The 15155-nt window shown below is 67.1% G+C and carries 17 protein-coding genes, 1 tRNA gene and 1 pseudogene; 16 read left to right on the forward strand and 3 right to left on the reverse strand.

Annotated features, from left to right (window positions below; translation table 11 throughout):
• Window positions 1–369 precede the first annotated feature (369 nt).
• From QE389_RS12060 to QE389_RS12105, 10 genes and pseudogenes are all read left to right on the forward strand, one after another.
• A complete protein-coding gene (locus tag QE389_RS12060; RefSeq protein ID WP_307367606.1) occupies window positions 370–690 on the forward strand; it encodes a TrbC/VirB2 family protein in 321 nt (106 codons plus the stop codon).
• Window positions 690–953, forward strand: coding sequence for a VirB3 family type IV secretion system protein (locus tag QE389_RS12065; RefSeq protein WP_307369072.1), 264 nt, complete (start codon window positions 690–692; stop codon window positions 951–953). Before QE389_RS12060 ends, QE389_RS12065 begins: the two co-directional genes overlap by 1 nt.
• Before the next feature lie 299 nt (window positions 954–1252).
• Window positions 1253–1645, forward strand: a pseudogene (locus QE389_RS12070) (hypothetical protein); the annotation flags it as partial.
• Window positions 1646–1767: 122 nt separating this feature from the next.
• The gene (locus tag QE389_RS12075) at window positions 1768–1863 is read left to right on the forward strand and encodes a hypothetical protein (RefSeq protein ID WP_307369075.1); all 96 of its coding nucleotides are present in this window, start codon (window positions 1768–1770) and stop codon (window positions 1861–1863) included.
• Entirely contained in the window at window positions 1857–2486 is a 630-nt protein-coding gene (locus tag QE389_RS12080) for a lytic transglycosylase domain-containing protein (RefSeq protein ID WP_307367608.1), read from the forward strand. The genes QE389_RS12075 and QE389_RS12080 overlap by 7 nt, the downstream gene beginning before the upstream one ends.
• The gene (locus QE389_RS12085) at window positions 2483–2755 is read left to right on the forward strand and encodes a hypothetical protein (RefSeq protein WP_307367610.1); all 273 of its coding nucleotides are present in this window, start codon (window positions 2483–2485) and stop codon (window positions 2753–2755) included. Before QE389_RS12080 ends, QE389_RS12085 begins: the two co-directional genes overlap by 4 nt.
• Entirely contained in the window at window positions 2752–2940 is a 189-nt protein-coding gene (locus QE389_RS12090; protein WP_307367611.1) for a hypothetical protein, read from the forward strand. Before QE389_RS12085 ends, QE389_RS12090 begins: the two co-directional genes overlap by 4 nt.
• Window positions 2928–3185, forward strand: coding sequence for an AlpA family transcriptional regulator (locus tag QE389_RS12095; RefSeq protein WP_307367613.1), 258 nt, complete (start codon window positions 2928–2930; stop codon window positions 3183–3185). Before QE389_RS12090 ends, QE389_RS12095 begins: the two co-directional genes overlap by 13 nt.
• A gap of 347 nt (window positions 3186–3532) precedes the next feature.
• The gene (locus QE389_RS12100; RefSeq protein WP_307367615.1) at window positions 3533–3784 is read left to right on the forward strand and encodes a helix-turn-helix domain-containing protein; all 252 of its coding nucleotides are present in this window, start codon (window positions 3533–3535) and stop codon (window positions 3782–3784) included.
• Window positions 3784–5112, forward strand: a complete 1329-nt coding sequence (locus QE389_RS12105; protein WP_307367617.1) for a type II toxin-antitoxin system HipA family toxin — start codon at window positions 3784–3786, stop codon at window positions 5110–5112. The genes QE389_RS12100 and QE389_RS12105 overlap by 1 nt, the downstream gene beginning before the upstream one ends.
• 997 nt (window positions 5113–6109) lie before the next feature.
• Here QE389_RS12105 and QE389_RS12110 read toward each other — a convergent pair.
• Both QE389_RS12110 and QE389_RS12115 read right to left on the reverse strand, forming a co-directional pair.
• Window positions 6110–6185 (reverse strand) — tRNA-Ala (locus tag QE389_RS12110).
• Between the two features lie 211 nt (window positions 6186–6396).
• Window positions 6397–6858 (reverse strand): TIGR02300 family protein, encoded by a 462-nt coding sequence (locus QE389_RS12115; protein ID WP_307367619.1) that lies wholly within the window; start codon window positions 6856–6858, stop codon window positions 6397–6399.
• Between the two features lie 124 nt (window positions 6859–6982).
• Between QE389_RS12115 and aroA the strand changes: the two genes are divergently transcribed.
• The 5 genes from aroA (at window position 6983) to mscL (ending at window position 11764) form a co-directional block, all read left to right on the forward strand.
• Window positions 6983–8305: a 3-phosphoshikimate 1-carboxyvinyltransferase gene (aroA, locus tag QE389_RS12120; protein ID WP_307367621.1), complete on the forward strand. Its 1323-nt coding sequence runs from the start codon at window positions 6983–6985 to the stop codon at window positions 8303–8305.
• Entirely contained in the window at window positions 8302–8946 is a 645-nt protein-coding gene (cmk, locus tag QE389_RS12125; protein ID WP_307367622.1) for a (d)CMP kinase, read from the forward strand. Before aroA ends, cmk begins: the two co-directional genes overlap by 4 nt.
• Window positions 8947–9105: 159 nt before the next feature.
• Window positions 9106–10809 (forward strand): 30S ribosomal protein S1, encoded by a 1704-nt coding sequence (gene rpsA, locus QE389_RS12130; protein WP_307367624.1) that lies wholly within the window; start codon window positions 9106–9108, stop codon window positions 10807–10809.
• Between the two features lie 207 nt (window positions 10810–11016).
• Window positions 11017–11307: an integration host factor subunit beta gene (locus QE389_RS12135; protein WP_307367626.1), complete on the forward strand. Its 291-nt coding sequence runs from the start codon at window positions 11017–11019 to the stop codon at window positions 11305–11307.
• 37 nt (window positions 11308–11344) lie between these two features.
• Window positions 11345–11764 (forward strand): large-conductance mechanosensitive channel protein MscL, encoded by a 420-nt coding sequence (gene mscL / locus QE389_RS12140; protein ID WP_307367628.1) that lies wholly within the window; start codon window positions 11345–11347, stop codon window positions 11762–11764.
• 19 nt (window positions 11765–11783) lie between these two features.
• Here the strand turns inward: mscL and QE389_RS12145 are convergent, their stop codons facing one another.
• The gene (locus QE389_RS12145) at window positions 11784–12932 is read right to left on the reverse strand and encodes an N-acetyltransferase (protein WP_307367630.1); all 1149 of its coding nucleotides are present in this window, start codon (window positions 12930–12932) and stop codon (window positions 11784–11786) included.
• Window positions 12933–13186: 254 nt separating this feature from the next.
• Here QE389_RS12145 and QE389_RS12150 point away from each other — a divergent pair, with 254 nt between their 5' ends.
• Window positions 13187–15118, forward strand: coding sequence for a peptide MFS transporter (locus tag QE389_RS12150; protein ID WP_307367632.1), 1932 nt, complete (start codon window positions 13187–13189; stop codon window positions 15116–15118).
• Window positions 15119–15155: the final 37 nt, after the last annotated feature.

The following is a 15155-nucleotide window of genomic DNA, read 5'->3' on the forward strand; positions in this document are numbered from 1 at the left end:
CGTCTTGGCGATCAGGCCGGGGCTTGCCGGGACCTGGGTCCGCGATGCAGTTGCCGAGGCGGCGATCTCACCAGGACGTCGGCTTGGGTCGACGGTGTGATTGCCGTCGCTCGCAATGAGACTGTGGCGATCCTGCGAGAAACCAGGGTGGGCGGGCCTTTAAGGCAAGTCTTCGAAAGTCGCCTTGAAGCAAGTTCAGAAGGCGAACTGCAAGTCACGGCGAATCCATCTGAAGAGTTGAAATGACTTTCTCAAGAATTGCATCTAACCCGCTTATAAATAATCACGGCATGTGTTGATGGACTGTGGATATATTTGCTTGCGATGTGATGCATCGCGCTGAGACGCGTTGAACACAGGAAGCAAATCATGCGTGGGATACTTAGGAGCCGCCTTATCGGCGCGACGATTTCGTGCGGCCTGCTGATCGCCGGGCCTGCTTTTGCCGGTGGGTCCGGCATGCCTTGGGAAGGCCCGCTCCAGCAGGTCGTCCAGTCCATAACCGGGCCGGTGGTCCAGGCCGCCGCCGTCGTGGCGGTCGTCGTCTTCGGCGCCGGAATCGCGATGAGCGAGAACGGCTCGTCGATGCGTCGCGGCCTCGGCATCATGTTCGGCCTGTCCATCGCCTTCGCGGCCTCGACCTTCTTCCTCGACTTCTTCGGTTTCGCCGGCGGCGCGGAGATCGGGTGATGGAGCCGCATCCCGACGGCTGGGAGCTGCCTGTCGCCCAGGCCCTGACCGATCCGGTCCTGATGGCCGGCATGCCGCGGGCGTACGCCATCGCAATGGGCACGATCGCCATGGTGCTGGGCCTGGCGCTCCGGATCTGGTGGCTCGGCCTGCTGTGGTGGGCGGCCGCCCACGCCATCGGCCTGTGGGCCGCGCGCAGCGATCGGCGCTTCTTCGATGTCCTGCGGCGTCATCTGGCGCTGCCCGGCCATCTGGACGTCTGACCATGCGGTTCCTGGAAGAGCAGCGTCGCCGTCCGGCCGTTCTCGCGGACCATCTGCCCTGGGCCGCCCTGGCGGCGCCGGGCGTGGTTCTCAACAAGGACGGCTCCTTCACGACCGGCTTCCGGTTCCACGGCCCCGATCTCGAATCCTCGACCGAGGACGAGCTGATGGCGGTACAGGCGCGCCTGAACAATGCGCTCAGGCGGCTGGGTACGGGGTGGTGCCTGCACATGGAAGCCCGCCGCCGGGAGGCGGCGCCCTATCACGAAAGCGGCTTCGACCTCGACGTGGCCTGGCTGATGGACGCGGAACGCCGCGGCCGTTTCGAGACCCGCGAGCCGGCGTTCGAGACCGACTTCCGCCTCGCCCTGACCTGGCTGCCGCCGGCGGACGAGACCCGCGCGCTCGAGCGCTGGCTCTTCGACGGGCTGTCGCGCAAGGGCGCGGACTGGCGCACGGCGCTGGACGCCTTCCGTCGCGAATCGGACACGACCTTCGATCTCCTGGCCGCCGCCCTGGTGAACGAGAGCGCGAGCCTGCCCAAGGGGCTCTATGTGCGGGCGATCGGCGCGGCGCCGCAGCGCGGGGCCGTCGTGGCCCTGCCTCAACCGACCTCGGTCAGGGCCTATCTCGGGCGCCTGGGTCTGCCGCCCGAGGTGCTGCTGATCAAAAGGGTCGCCGCGACGGCGGGCGAGCGGGTCTGCCGCGTCGGGGATCGCCTGGCCGCGCCGGGGCGGGTGGTGCGGGTTCGATCCCGGGATCGGCAGGGCGTCGCGCGGACTGCCGCCGCCTCGATGCGGGCGAGGTCTTCCTCCTGGGCGACACCGCCGCGAGTTTCGACAGCCGCTATTTCGGGCCGGTCCGGGCGGATCGGCTTGAGGGGGTCTTCTGGGAGGTCCTGACATGGTGATCGACTCTCGCCGGGCCGTCGTCGCGGTCTGGCTGGCCCTCGGCGCGCTCGGCGGCGTCGCCTCGGCCCAGGCTCCGCGGGCGGCTGTGGACTGGAGGGCGGCGGGCGGCGACCTGTTCGGCCGATCTCCGCCCGCCGCGACGCTGGTCGGTCCGGACGAGGAGGCGACCCCTCGGCTGCCCGACCTCGACCAGCCCTTCGCCGCGATGATCGACGAGGCGGCGGCCCTGCACGCCCTGGATCCCAAGCTGCTTCATGCGGTGGTGATCGTCGAAAGCGGCTACGAGTCCCGGGCCCGGTCGCCGGCCGGGGCGGGCGGGCTGACCCAGCTGATGCTGGGCACGGCGGCTGAACTGGGCGTCGGCGACCGGTTCGACCCCCGGCAGAACCTCCGGGGCGGGGCGGCCTATCTCGCGCGTCAGATGCTCCGTTTCGGGGATCTGAGGCTGGCCCTCGCCGCCTATAACGCCGGCCCCGCGCGCGTGGCGGGTCTGGGACGGGTTCCCGATCTCTCGGAGACCCAGGCCTATGTGTCGGCGGTCGTCGATTGTTATCTGGCGCTCACGGTCGGTCGGCGCGCCCGGACCGCCAGGGACTGCCGTCCGCCGCGGAGCGACCCATGACCGCCGGATCGCCCACCCCCGACCCTGCCGCACCCCTGGCGTCCGGGCCGCTCCTGACCCGGTCCCAGGCCTCCGTCTTTCTGGAACAGTACGGCATCCATCTGAAACCGGGCACGCTCGCGCGGCTGTGGTCGATGGGCGGAAACGGCCCGCCCTGTCTGCATGTCCGCGGCAAGCCGTTCTATCCGACCGAAGTGCTCAAGACCTGGGCCGGGTCTCAGATCACCGACCTTCGGGCGTCGGCTCCCCCCGCCGCGAGGCGGCGATGAGCCGGCCCGCCCGTCGCGCGCTCACCGTTGCGGATCTGCTGGCGAATCCGACCGTCAGCTTCGCGCTGAAGGCGGTGATCCTCGCCTGGGAGCAGCGCGATCCGGTGGACGCCGCCCGGGATGCGCATCTCCTCGCAGATGTGTTCGCGCATCGGGCGGACGAGGCGGTGTCATGGATCGGCTGATCCGGGACGACGAGGCGGTCCCGACCCCGCGCGCCGGAGGACCGAGCGACCGCCTCCTGTACTGGCCGCGGGTCAAGGACATCACCGGTCTCAGCCGGACGACGGCCTGGCGGATGCAGAAGGCGGGAGATTTTCCGCCGCCGGTGCGGGTGTCGACCGGCAGGTTCGGATGGTGGCAGAGCGATCTGGACCGGTGGAAGGCGTCGCGGACCTTCCGGCCTGCCGTCAATCCGAAGCTGGCATAGAGGCGCCCTGGCCTGAAGCCCGTCGCCGACGTCGTTTCCGAACCACCTCCGCGGGCTTCGAAGCCGCTGCCGGCGAAGCCGGTGTCCCGGTCGCGTCGCACGAGCGTATCGCCGGATCAGATCGCGTTCGACTTCGGGACATGATCGGAAGGCGACGCCGTCCGCAGGCAAGGCTGCGAGCCGTCGGTCCCAGTCCCGGGATGGTAGGACGGCTTTCCGTCGATTACGCAGGACCGGGTGGGCCTCCGCCCTGTCAATCGACTTTATGCGGAAAAGCGCATACTTCACTTTTATGTTGAAGATCGCATAAGGCGGGTTTATGTCGAATATCGCATAGGAGAGGCGATATGGAACCGCTCGCGCGCTCACCCCGTCAGCTGGGTAATCTCATTCAGCGACAGCGGAAAGCCAGGGGACTGAGCCAGTCCGAGTTGGCGGACCTCGCCGGCACGCGACAAGAAATGGTCTCCAAGATCGAAAGCGGCGCGCCGGGATCCCGGATCGCCTCGATCTGCGATCTGTTGGCGGCGCTTGATCTGGAGATGACGCTCACGCCGCGGACACGCAGTTCTACGGCCGATATAGCGGACATCTTCTGATGGGGCGTCGTCGGGCCCATGCGCCGCTGACTATCCTGATCAATGGCCGTGAGGTCGGTCGCCTTGAGAAGGCGGCCGACGGCGCCGTCTTCTTCCAGTACGCCCGGGACTGGGTGGAGTGGCCGCAGGCCTTCCCGATTTCCCTATCCCTTCCTCTGCAGCAGGCCGCCTATCGGGGCGAAGCGGTCAACGCGGTCTTCGACAATCTCTTGCCCGACAGTCCGGCGGTCCGCAGGCAGGTCGCCCGGACGACCGGGGCGCGGGGCGCCGACACCTACAGCCTCCTGCAGGAAATCGGCCGGGACTGCGTCGGCGCCATGCAGTTCCTCCCCGACGGATTGGAGGTCGATGTCTCGGGCGCGATCCAGGCGGAGCCCATTGGCGAAGACGAGATCGAGAGATTGCTCGCGAACCTGGCCCACGCCCCGCTTGGAGTCGATCCAGAGGAAGGCTTCCGCATCTCCATCGCCGGGGCGCAGGAGAAGACAGCGCTGCTGTTTCATGACGGACGATGGAAGCGACCCATCGGCGCGACGCCGACAACCCACATCCTGAAGCCCCAGCTTGGGCGGATACCGACGGCGTCGGGCGAGGTGGATCTCACCCACAGTGTCGACAACGAGCATTATTGCCTCGCCCTGATGCGCGCCTTCGGTCTTGAAACGGCGAAGACGGAGATCGCGACCTTCGGGGAGCGAAGGGTTCTCGTCGTGGAACGGTTTGACAGGGCGTGGCGATCAGACGGTCGACTGCTTCGCCTTCCCCAGGAAGACCTGTGTCAGGCGTTGTCCATCCCCTCGAGCCGGAAATACCAGGACCACGGAGGCCCGGGGATGAGGAATATTCTCGATCGCCTTCAGGAAGCTGATGATCCGGCCCGTGACCGTCTGGCCTTCTTCAGCAGCCAGATCCTGTTCTGGCTGACCGGCGCGACCGACGGCCACGCCAAGAACTTCAGCCTGTTCCTGCGCCCGGGCGGGCGGTTCGAGCTCACGCCCTTCTATGACGTGCTGACGGCGCAGCCCGCGTTCGATGCGAAGCAGATTCCTCATAATAGCTTCCGCCTGGCCATGTCGGCGGGGGCTTCGCCGCACTACCGGGTCGACGATGTCCTGGGACGTCACTTCATCCAGAGCGGCAAGGTCGCGGGCTTGGGGCCGACGGCGATGCGCAAGGTGGTGGACGAGATCCGCGCTCATGCCGAGACCGCACCGGACAGGGCGCTCACGGACATGCCTGATGATTTCCACCCGGAAGCCTACGACGCGATCAAGGCCGTCTTGCCCCGTAGACTGAAACTTCTTGAAACGGCTTACGACCTGCTCTGATCTGGCCGAGCATCCTGTACGGGTTGCACGCCGATCTGGCGGGCGCGAGCCGCATCCAGGGGCGCGGCCGGGAAGACCTTTCGACCGTGCGCAACGATGGCTTAGGGCTCCAGTTCTTGGAACGCCACAGGCCACGACCTCCGCGAGTCCGTCAGTGCGGTTCGGGGCTGAGCAATCCAGAGCGGCGAGGTTCGGAGGCTCACGGCCAGGACCTCCCCCTATCGCCCGCGAGTGTGTTGAGCTCAGAGCCTGAGAAGGCGGGGTTGGCGGGTCGGAGACGCGAAGGCCGTCTCTCCTGGTGAGAGCGAGTTCGGGTTCTGACGGCTTGGCGCAAGCCGGGTCGATCAAGCGTCTGGGGCGGCCTTCAGGTCGAACATCCGCTCCATAGATGCTCAAGCCGATCTGTTCAGCGCGCTTGTCGAAGGTCTGGCTCTGGCCCCCGCGGCCACGCCCCGTGCCCGGCCGCGTCGTCGAAGGCGGCGGGGGCCTGGGAAGGAGTGGGGGAAGCGATCAGGGTTGCAACCAATTCATCCCACGCTGTCAGGGCGGATCGTTTTTCGGCCATGAAGTCGTAGAGGGCATAGGTCGAGACCGTGACGGACGCGACTGTTCGGGGGCTACGGCCGCCAGACGGGCGGCGGTAGTCGAGGACCTGCGAGCTTCAGGCCTCAACTCTGAGGTCGTGAGGCTGTTTTGGTTCGTATCGCGGAATGCGCGTCGGCCTCGAACGCACGCCCTGAGGCTCAAGCCTTCCAAAGAGACTGCCGACGAATCGTGACGAAAGTGACCGATTCGGCGTGTGACCGACGCCTAGGGCGCGGCATGTTCGGCGCGGAGTGATCGAAGCTCTGCAGTGACCGCCGCAATCTCGTGAAACGTCCTGACGCGAATCGAAACGAAGTGCAGTCAGATCGATTTCAAAGAACGTTGTTTGCTACCCATGTGCTACCCGGAAAGCAAAAGGGGTTAGCAGCGAGCTGCTAACCCCTTGAAAACTTGGTGGAGCTTAGCGGAGTCGAACCGCTGACCTCTTGCATGCCATGCAAGCGCTCTACCAACTGAGCTAAAGCCCCGGACCTTGCGGTCTGGTCCGCCGGTTCATCTTGCGATGGCCCCCGGCGAGGCGGCGGAAACTATGTCAGGCATTTTCTGCGATCAAGCCTGTTTCGAGATTTATTTTCACCCCGCTTCCAAGGGCGAAAATCGACAGCCTTTTCAATCACAAAGACTGTCGCCTACCGCGCCTCAGGCAGCGCAAGGCGCGGTAGGCGCATCCAGAAAAGATCAGTCGTCGTCGCGCGACGGCTTGGCGATCTCGTCTTCCAGAGAGTCGTCGTCCTCGTCCTCGATGAAAGGGACGGAGTCGTCGTCATCGTCGGCCAGCAGATCGTCGTCGCCGTCGGTGGCGCCCATGCCGGCCTCTTCCGAAGCGTCGGCCGGGGCGTCGTCGTCATCGTCGTCCGGCGTCAGGATCGGCTCATGGCCTTCCTCGTCGATCTCCGGGGCGCGGACTTCCTCGTCCTCGTCTTCCTCGGCGTCGGCCGACTTGTCCTTGACCTGGTCCTCGGTGTCCTCGTCGTCGGACGGATAGCCGGGGCGGGCGCGGCGGCTGCGCAGCTTCAGCGCCTCTTCGGGATCGAAGTCCGTGCCGCATTTGGGGCAGTGGGCGGGACGGCGGTTCAGGTCGTAGAATTTCGCCTGGCAGTTCGGGCAGACCTGTTTGGCGCCCAGTTCGGGATTGGCCACGGTGGGATGCTTTCAACGGGTTGAATTCGGGGCGGTCCCTTGCCACCCCTTAGGGCCGCTGTCAAAAGCGATCTTCACGCGACGCCCGCGCGCCTGTCCATCCTCCAGCCTGAAGCGGGCCAAGATGACCTCTCGACTGACCGCCCACCGCTCCGCCTCGCTCGCCGGAACCGTGCGCGCGCCCGGCGACAAATCCATGTCGCATCGGTCGATGATCCTGGGCGGCATGGCCGCGGGCGTCACCGAGGTCGAGGGCCTGCTGGAGGGCGACGACGTCCTGGCCACCGCCCGCGCGGTCCAGGCCTTCGGCGCCAAGGTCCAGCGAACCGGCGAGGGCCGGTGGCGGATCGAAGGCGCAGGCGGGTTCGAGACGCCCCTGTCCGTGATCGACTGCGGCAACGCCGGGACCGGGGTGCGCCTGCTGATGGGGGCGGCGGCCGGCTATTCCCTGACGGCCACCTTCGACGGCGACGGCTCGCTGAGAAAGCGGCCGATGAAGCGGGTCACGGCGCCGCTGGCCCAGATGGGGGCGCGCTTCGGCTGGCTGGCGGCCGAGGATCGGCTGCCCCTGACCTTGACCGGGGGCGCCCTGACCGGGGGGGCGCTGAAGGCCATCGACTATGTGCAGACCGTGGCCTCGGCCCAGGTCAAATCGGCCATTCTGTTGGCCGGGCTGAACGCCGAGGGCGTGACCTCGGTGCTCGAGCCGGAGAAGAGCCGCGACCATACCGAGCGGATGCTGCGCGCCTTCGGCGCCGAGGTCGGGGTCGAGGCGGTCGGCGAAGGCTGGAAGGTGACGCTGAAGGGCGGTCAGCCGCTGACCGGAACCTTCGTCGCCGTGCCGGGCGATCCGTCCTCGGCCGCCTTTCCGCTGGCCGCCGGCCTGATCGCGCCGGGGTCCGAGGTGACGGTCGAGGGGGTGATGCTGAACCCTCTGCGGACCGGCCTGTTCGACACCTGGGTCGAGATGGGGGCCGATCTGACCGTCGCCAACCGGCGCCAGGCGGGCGGCGAGGACGTAGGCGACGTCACCGCCCGCTTCTCCCGGCTGAAGGGCGTCGTCGTGCCCGAAGCGCGCGCGGCCTCCATGATCGACGAATATCCGATCCTGGCGGCGACGGCGGCCTTTGCGGACGGCGTCACCGTCATGCGCGGCGTGGGCGAGATGCGGGTCAAGGAAAGCGACCGGATTTCCCTGATGGTCGAGGGCCTGCGCGCCTGCGGGGTCCAGGTGGAGGAGGAGCCGGAGGGCTTCATCGTCACGGGCGGCCCGGTCAAGGGGGGGGCGACCGTCCACACCGCCCACGACCACCGCATCGCCATGAGCCATCTGGTGTTGGGCCTGGCCGCCGATCAACCCGTCTCGGTCGACGAGCCCGGCATGATCGCGACCAGCTTCCCCGGCTTCGTCGAACTGATGAACCGGCTGGGCGGGCGGATCGGATGAGCCTGATCATCGCCGTCGATGGACCGGCCGCCTCGGGCAAGGGGACCATCGCCGCGCGTCTGGCGACGGCCTATGGCCTGCCGCATCTGGACACGGGACTGCTTTATCGGGCGGTGGGGCTGAAGGTGTTGCAGGACGGCGGGTCGCTGGACGACGAGGCGGCGGCGACGGCCGCGGCGCGGGGGCTGGAGCCGGCGGGCCTGTCGGACGATCCGCGCCTGACGACGGGGGAGGCGGGCGAGGCGGCCAGCCGCGTCGCAGGCTTTGCCGGCGTGCGGGCGGCGCTTCTGGACCTGCAGCAGGCGTTCGCGGCCCAGACGGGCGGGGCGGTGCTGGATGGGCGCGACATCGGCACGGTGATCGCCCCCGGCGCCCCGGCCAAACTGTTCGTCACCGCCACGCCGCAGGTCCGCGCCAGGCGCCGCTGGAAACAGTTGACCGCGCGCGGCATCGACATCGCCTTCGAAGACATGCTGGCCGACATCCAGCGGCGCGACGAGCGGGACGCCGGCCGCGGATCGGCGCCCATGGTCCAGGCGCAAGACGCGGTCTTGCTGGACACGACCGACATGGGTATAGAGGCCGCCTTCGATGCGGCCCGCCGTATCGTCGAGGCGGCGCGCGCGAAACACGGCCTTTAGGCTGGTCCTCGCAAATCCAACGCGCCCACCCTCGGCTTCCGCGGGCGTTCTGGTCGATCCGGCCTCGCATCTGACGACCGACTACCCTTCCTGACATCCACCGCGCGCGGGGCCCTACGGTCGCGCGCCCTTAGCCCCTACAGGACGCTTCTCAGCTCCATGACTGACACCCTCAATCCTACCCGCGACGATTTCGCCGCCCTGCTCGACGAACAACTGTCGGGCCGCGACTTCGGCGAAGGCCAGGTCGTTCACGGCCGCGTCGTCGGCATCGAAAAAGACATCGTCATCATCGATGTCGGTCTGAAGACCGAAGGCCGCATCGCCATGCGCGAGTTCGGCCAAGGCGAAGACGCCAAGCTGCCCAAGGTCGGCGACAACGTCGAGGTTTACCTGGAGCGCGTCGAAAACGCCCTGGGCGAAGCCGTCATCAGCCGCGACAAGGCGCGCCGCGAAGAAGCCTGGACCCGTCTGGAAGTCGTGTTCGCCGAAGGCCAGCCGGTCAACGGCGCCATCGTCGGCCGCGTCAAGGGCGGCTTCACCGTCGATCTGGGCGGCGCCTCGGCCTTCCTGCCCGGCTCGCAAGTCGATATCCGTCCGGTCCGCGACGTCGGCCCCCTGATGGGCAAGGAACAGCCCTTCGCCATCCTGAAGATGGACCGTCCGCGCGGCAACATCGTCGTCTCGCGTCGCGCCATCCTGGAAGAAGCTCGCGCCGAACAGCGCACCGAGCTGGTCGGCCAGCTGCAAGAGGGCGAAATCCGCGAAGGCGTCGTCAAGAACATCACCGACTACGGCGCCTTCGTCGATCTGGGCGGCATCGACGGCCTGCTGCACGTCACCGACATGTCGTGGAAGCGCGTCTCGCACCCGTCGCAGGTTCTGGCCGTCGGCGACACCGTCAAGGTCCAGATCGTCAAGATCAACCCGGACACCCAGCGTATCTCGCTGGGCATGAAGCAACTGCAGTCGGACCCGTGGGACGGCGTGGAAGCCAAGTACCCGGTCGGCGCCAAATACACGGGCCGCATCACCAACATCACCGACTACGGCGCCTTCGTGGAGCTGGAAGCCGGTGTCGAGGGTCTGGTGCACGTCTCGGAAATGTCCTGGACCAAGAAGAACGTCCATCCGGGCAAGATCGTCTCCACCTCGCAGGAAGTGGACGTGGTCGTCCTGGACGTCGACGCCTCCAAGCGTCGTATCTCGCTGGGCCTGAAGCAGGCGCAGGACAATCCGTGGGACGCCTTCGTCGCCAACCACCCGATCGGCTCGACGGTCGAGGGCGAGGTCAAGAACGCCACCGAGTTCGGTCTGTTCATCGGCCTGGACAACGACATCGACGGCATGGTCCACCTGTCCGACCTGGACTGGTCGGTCTCGGGCGAGGAAGCCATCCAGCGCTACCGCAAGGGCGAGATGGTCAAGGCCAAGGTCCTGGACGTCGATGTCGAGAAGGAGCGCGTATCGCTGGGCATCAAGCAACTGGGCGGCGATCCGATCGGCGAGGGCGACACCTACCGTCGCGGCCAGCAGATCACCGTCACCGTCTCCTCGATCGAGTCGGGCGGCATCGAGGTCAAGTTCGGCGAGGACGACGCGCCGGTCACGGCCTTCATCCGCAAGTCGGACCTGTCGCGCGATCGTAACGAGCAACGTCCGGAACGCTTCGCCGTCGGCGATCGCGTCGACGCCATGATCACCGCCGTGGACAAGGCCTCGCGCCGCGTCTCGGTGTCGATCAAGGCGCTGGAAATGAAGGACGAACAGGAAGCCATCGAACAGTTCGGATCGTCCGACTCGGGCGCTTCGCTGGGCGACATCCTGGGCGCCGCGCTGAAGAACGCCGGTTCCAAGGAGTAAAGGCTGCGCCCGCAAGGGCAGGCTGTTGAAGGGCGGCGGGTCATCCCGCCGCCCTTTTTCTTGCTTCCTGCGCCCGAAAATGCGCCGCAAGGGGGCTTTCGCGCGTCGATGGGGGCTTTTTCATGCGTGCGCCGGGCGTTAGGGTGCCGCCTTCCGACGACGGCGGCGCGAGGCTTCGCCGGTCGGACGCGGAACAAGAGGGGCCCGATGATCAAGTCCGAACTGATCGAGAAACTGGCGGCCGAGAACACGCACCTGACCCATGCCGAGGTCGAGCGGCTGGTGAACGCCATCCTGGGCAAGATGACCGGCGCCCTGGCCGAGGGCGGCCGGGTCGAGCTGCGCGGGTTCGGCGCCTTTTCGGTGCGGTCGCGCCCGGCCCGCGCGGGCCGCAATCCGCGCACGGGCGAGACCGTCGAGGTGCCGGCCAAGGCCGTGCCCTTCTTCAAGAGCGGCAAGGAGCTGCGCGAGCGGCTGAACGCCTCGGGCGACGCCTGAGCTTCCCGATTTTTCGATTCAAAGACCGAGGCCCGTCATGAGTTTGCTGTCCGAATTTCGTGAATTCGCGGTCAAGGGCAATGTCGTCGACCTAGCCGTCGGCGTCATCATCGGCGGGGCGTTCGGCAAGATCGTCACCAGCCTGGTCGATCAGGTCGTCATGCCGCCCATCGGCTGGCTGATCGGCGGGATCAACTTCTCGGACCTGAAGATCACTCTGCCGGTCAATCCGACCAACCCGACCGGAGCGCCCGCCGTGATCGAATACGGCGCCTTCATCAATGTGCTGATCCAATTCGTGATCGTGGCCTTCGTCATCTTCGTGATGGTGAAGCTGATCAACAAGCTGCGCCGTCAGCAGGCGGCCCAGCCCGATCCGGCGCCCGCGGCCCCGACCGCGACCGAACAGTTGCTGATCGAAATCCGCGACGAACTGAAGACCCGCCCCAAGGGCTGAGGCTCTTTCCAAGCTTTTTCTAAGCCTTGGAGACCTGGCCGGCGGGCGTCGCGGCCCGAAGTCGGGCGCGCAGGACGCGCGGCAGCGGCGGGGTGCGAGCGCAGACGCCGTAGTCGCCGTCGAACGGCGTCGGGGCCCAGGCGGCGGCCAGGGCCGGATCGTCGATGAGGGCGTGACAGTGCCCCCAGCCGCCCTCGCGTCGCGCCTGCACGCCCAGTTCGCCCAGGGCGTCGAGCAGGTCCGGCGTCACCGTCTGCAACCGCACCTTGGCCGCGCCCAGGCTTCGCGCATTGTCGATCAGGCCGCGCGTCAGCCGAGCCACGGCGTCGGGCGCGTCTTTCAGGGCGACCAGGTCCAGGATGTCCAGGCAGGGCGGCTCGATCAGGCTGGTCTTGGTCATCAGGGCCTGGGCCACGCCGACGATCCGCCCGCCCTGAACGCACGCCAGAAGGAGGGGCGGGATCGTCAGGTCCGGATCGGCCAGACGCCAGCGCAGAACCTCCGGGCTGCGGTCCGCCAGCAGCCGGTCTTCCTGGGTCAGGGCGCGCCAGAAGGCGTCGTAAGGAGAGCTGTCCGAAAAATCCCGCAGGGGCGTGATGTCGGCGGGCAGACGCATCGGTTCCGGGTGGAACAGGCGCCGGTTCATCAGCCGCTCGCCCAGGCGGGCGGCCGTCTCGGCCGAGATGCGCCCCAGCAGATGACGCAGGGCCCGGCCCTGGGCGCAGGCCATGGGATCGACGATCCACGACAGTTTCAGATGGTGGGTCTTGTCGGGCCAGGGGCTCAGGCCGAACAGCTTGTAAAGCGGCGCCGAACGGGGGTTGGCGTTGAAGGTGTAGCGGGCGAACAGCCTCGGCTGGGCCATGAGGGCGCGGATCAGGCCCCGGCTGGCGCCCTTGCGTTCGGGCGGCACGATGATGGAGAAGCCGGTGGCTGCGTGCAGGCGGCGCGATCCCAGGCGGAACCGCTGCACGAAATTGCCCAGCATGGCGGCCGGCCGATCCTGCTCGTCCGCGACGACCCAGCCCATCGGCGCGTCCAGATCCTGGCGTGCGGGATTGTCCTCCAGCCAGCGCCACCCCGCCGGCGAACGCTCGGGCCAGCCCACCGCGCGGTGGAGCCGGTTCAGCCCTTCGTGGTCGGATCGGCGGATCGGTCGCAAGGGCAAGGGTCGAAATCCCATAATGAACACGCCCTGCGAGGGCGGCCCTCTCTATTGCAGGCATTGCGCCAATCGATACATCCCTGGGTGGTAAATTGATCGTGTGCCCGCCCGCGACCGTCGGTCACGCTCCGTTAGCGCTTGTAAACCTACGGACCCGGTGGTCTTTTCACTCCTTCGCCACGGGGGCGGGGAGGCGCGCGTTCGCCTCCTCTCAATGCGACCGAGGACCGGAACGGTCCCGATGACAAAGGGTAGGCATGAATATCGTCATTCTTCTGGGGGTGGTCATCACCCTCGCCACGGGCGTTCCCGTGCTGCTTCAGATTCTGAAGAACCACCCGAAAGGGCTCATAATTCTGTTCTTCGCCGAGATGTGGGAGCGGTTCTCCTACTATGGCATGCGCGGCATCCTGATCTTCTTTCTGACGCAGCATTTCCTGTTCGACGACGCCATGGCGGGCTCGACCTATGGCTCCTACACCTCGCTGGTCTATCTGCTGCCGCTGCTGGGCGGCATCATGGCCGACCGTTTCATCGGCACGCGCAAGGCCGTGGCCTTCGGCGCCCTGCTGCTGGTGGCCGGTCACGGCATGATGGCCTTCGAGGGACGTCCCGCGACGGAAACTCTGACCTATGCGGGCCAGACCTATCAGATCGACGCCGAAGGGCGCGGCGCGGCGCGTGACGTCGCCATCGTCATCGACGGCCACAAATACAAGTTCGAACCCGCCGAGAACGGCCTGGCCATCCAGGGCTTGCCGGCGACCTCGGCCCTGCCGGCCGTGATCCCGACCGCCGAATACAAGATCGAGACGACCCGCGACATGGCGGGCGTGAACGTCTTCTACCTGGCGGTGTCGCTGATCATCATGGGGGTCGGCTTCCTGAAGCCGAACATCTCCACCATCGTCGGCCAACTGTATCCGCAGGGCGATCCGCGCCGGGATTCCGGCTTCACCCTCTATTATTACGGCATCAATCTGGGGGCCTTCTGGGCGGCGGTGCTTTGCGGCCTTCTGGGCCAGACGGTCGGCTGGTGGGCGGGCTTCGGCCTGGCCGGCGTCGGCATGGCCCTGGGCTGGGTCGTGTTCGTGCTGGGCAAGCCCCTGTTGCAGGGCAAGGGCGAACCTCCGGCCGAGGCCGATCTGAAGAAGCCGGTGCTGGGCCCGATCAACCGCGAATGGTCGATCTATCTGGCCAGCATCCTGGGCGTCGGCGTGGTCTGGTTCATGGTTCAGCGCAACGCCCTGGTAGGCTGGGTGCTGGGCGCCGCGACCGTGGCGTCGCTGCTGTTCATCCTCTACGTCATCGTCAAGGTGTGCGAGAGCAAGGCCCAGCGGGAACGGATGATGCTGGCCCTGGTGCTGATCTTCGGCTCGGTGGTCTTCTTCACCCTGTTCGAACAGGCCGGCACCTCGCTGAACCTGTTCGCCGACCGGAACGTGGACCTCTCCATCACGCCGCACGCCTTCCAGTTCCTGGGCGTTACGGTCGGGACGCCGGCGCAGCTGGCGGCGGCGGGCATCACGCCCAGCGGCCTGTGGGTCGACGCGACCATCACGGCCGCCCAGACCCAGTCGTTCAACGCCGGCTTCATCCTGATCTTCGCGCCGATCATGGCGGCGCTGTGGGCCTTCCTGGCCAAACGCAACCTGGACCCCAATCCGACGATGAAGTTCGGACTGGGCCTGCTGCAGGTCGGGCTGGGCTTCATGGTGGTGGTGTGGGGCGCCGGAATGGCCAACTCAGCCTTCCAGATGCCGCTTCTGTTGCTGGGTCTGCTCTATCTGTTCCACACGACGGGCGAGCTGTTCCTGTCGCCGGTGGGCCTGTCGGAGATCACCAAACTGTCGATGGCCAAGGTGGTCAGCTTCATGATGGCCGTCTGGTTCCTGGCCAGCTCCATCGCCCAATATGTCGGCGGCTGGATCGCCGGCCTGGCGGGGACGGAAACAGTGGGCGGCCAGGTGCTGAACCCCGGTCTGGCGCTTCAGACCTCGCTGGAGGTGTTCAAGCTTCTGGGCCTGTGGGGCATGGGCATCGGCGTGGCCTTCATCGCGATCAGCTTCGTCATCAAGGGCTGGTCGCATGGGGCCAACAGCGGCGGCGACCATCCCGGTCCGGCGCTGAGCGATCGCGGTCAGGAAGACGGCAACGTCGCCGCCCCGCGCACCTCCACCGTCGGCTGATCCAGAAGACGGATCGACCAGACAGAAGGGCGGCGTC

Source organism: Brevundimonas sp. SORGH_AS_0993 (genome assembly GCF_030818545.1).
Classification (GTDB): Bacteria; Pseudomonadota; Alphaproteobacteria; order Caulobacterales; family Caulobacteraceae; genus Brevundimonas.

Excerpts from the sequence above, each read along its gene's own strand:
- QE389_RS12060 (WP_307367606.1), top strand. The coding sequence starts at position 370 with ATGCGTGGGATACTTAGGAGCCGCCTTATCGGCGCGACGATTTCGTGC.
- QE389_RS12065 (WP_307369072.1), top strand. The coding sequence starts at position 690 with ATGGAGCCGCATCCCGACGGCTGGGAGCTGCCTGTCGCCCAGGCCCTG.
- QE389_RS12080 (WP_307367608.1), top strand. The coding sequence starts at position 1,857 with ATGGTGATCGACTCTCGCCGGGCCGTCGTCGCGGTCTGGCTGGCCCTC.
- QE389_RS12085 (WP_307367610.1), top strand. The coding sequence starts at position 2,483 with ATGACCGCCGGATCGCCCACCCCCGACCCTGCCGCACCCCTGGCGTCC.
- QE389_RS12090 (WP_307367611.1), top strand. The coding sequence starts at position 2,752 with ATGAGCCGGCCCGCCCGTCGCGCGCTCACCGTTGCGGATCTGCTGGCG.
- QE389_RS12095 (WP_307367613.1), top strand. The coding sequence starts at position 2,928 with ATGGATCGGCTGATCCGGGACGACGAGGCGGTCCCGACCCCGCGCGCC.
- QE389_RS12100 (WP_307367615.1), top strand. The coding sequence starts at position 3,533 with ATGGAACCGCTCGCGCGCTCACCCCGTCAGCTGGGTAATCTCATTCAG.
- QE389_RS12105 (WP_307367617.1), top strand. The coding sequence starts at position 3,784 with ATGGGGCGTCGTCGGGCCCATGCGCCGCTGACTATCCTGATCAATGGC.
- aroA (WP_307367621.1), top strand. The coding sequence starts at position 6,983 with ATGACCTCTCGACTGACCGCCCACCGCTCCGCCTCGCTCGCCGGAACC.
- cmk (WP_307367622.1), top strand. The coding sequence starts at position 8,302 with ATGAGCCTGATCATCGCCGTCGATGGACCGGCCGCCTCGGGCAAGGGG.
- rpsA (WP_307367624.1), top strand. The coding sequence starts at position 9,106 with ATGACTGACACCCTCAATCCTACCCGCGACGATTTCGCCGCCCTGCTC.
- QE389_RS12135 (WP_307367626.1), top strand. The coding sequence starts at position 11,017 with ATGATCAAGTCCGAACTGATCGAGAAACTGGCGGCCGAGAACACGCAC.
- mscL (WP_307367628.1), top strand. The coding sequence starts at position 11,345 with ATGAGTTTGCTGTCCGAATTTCGTGAATTCGCGGTCAAGGGCAATGTC.
- QE389_RS12150 (WP_307367632.1), top strand. The coding sequence starts at position 13,187 with ATGAATATCGTCATTCTTCTGGGGGTGGTCATCACCCTCGCCACGGGC.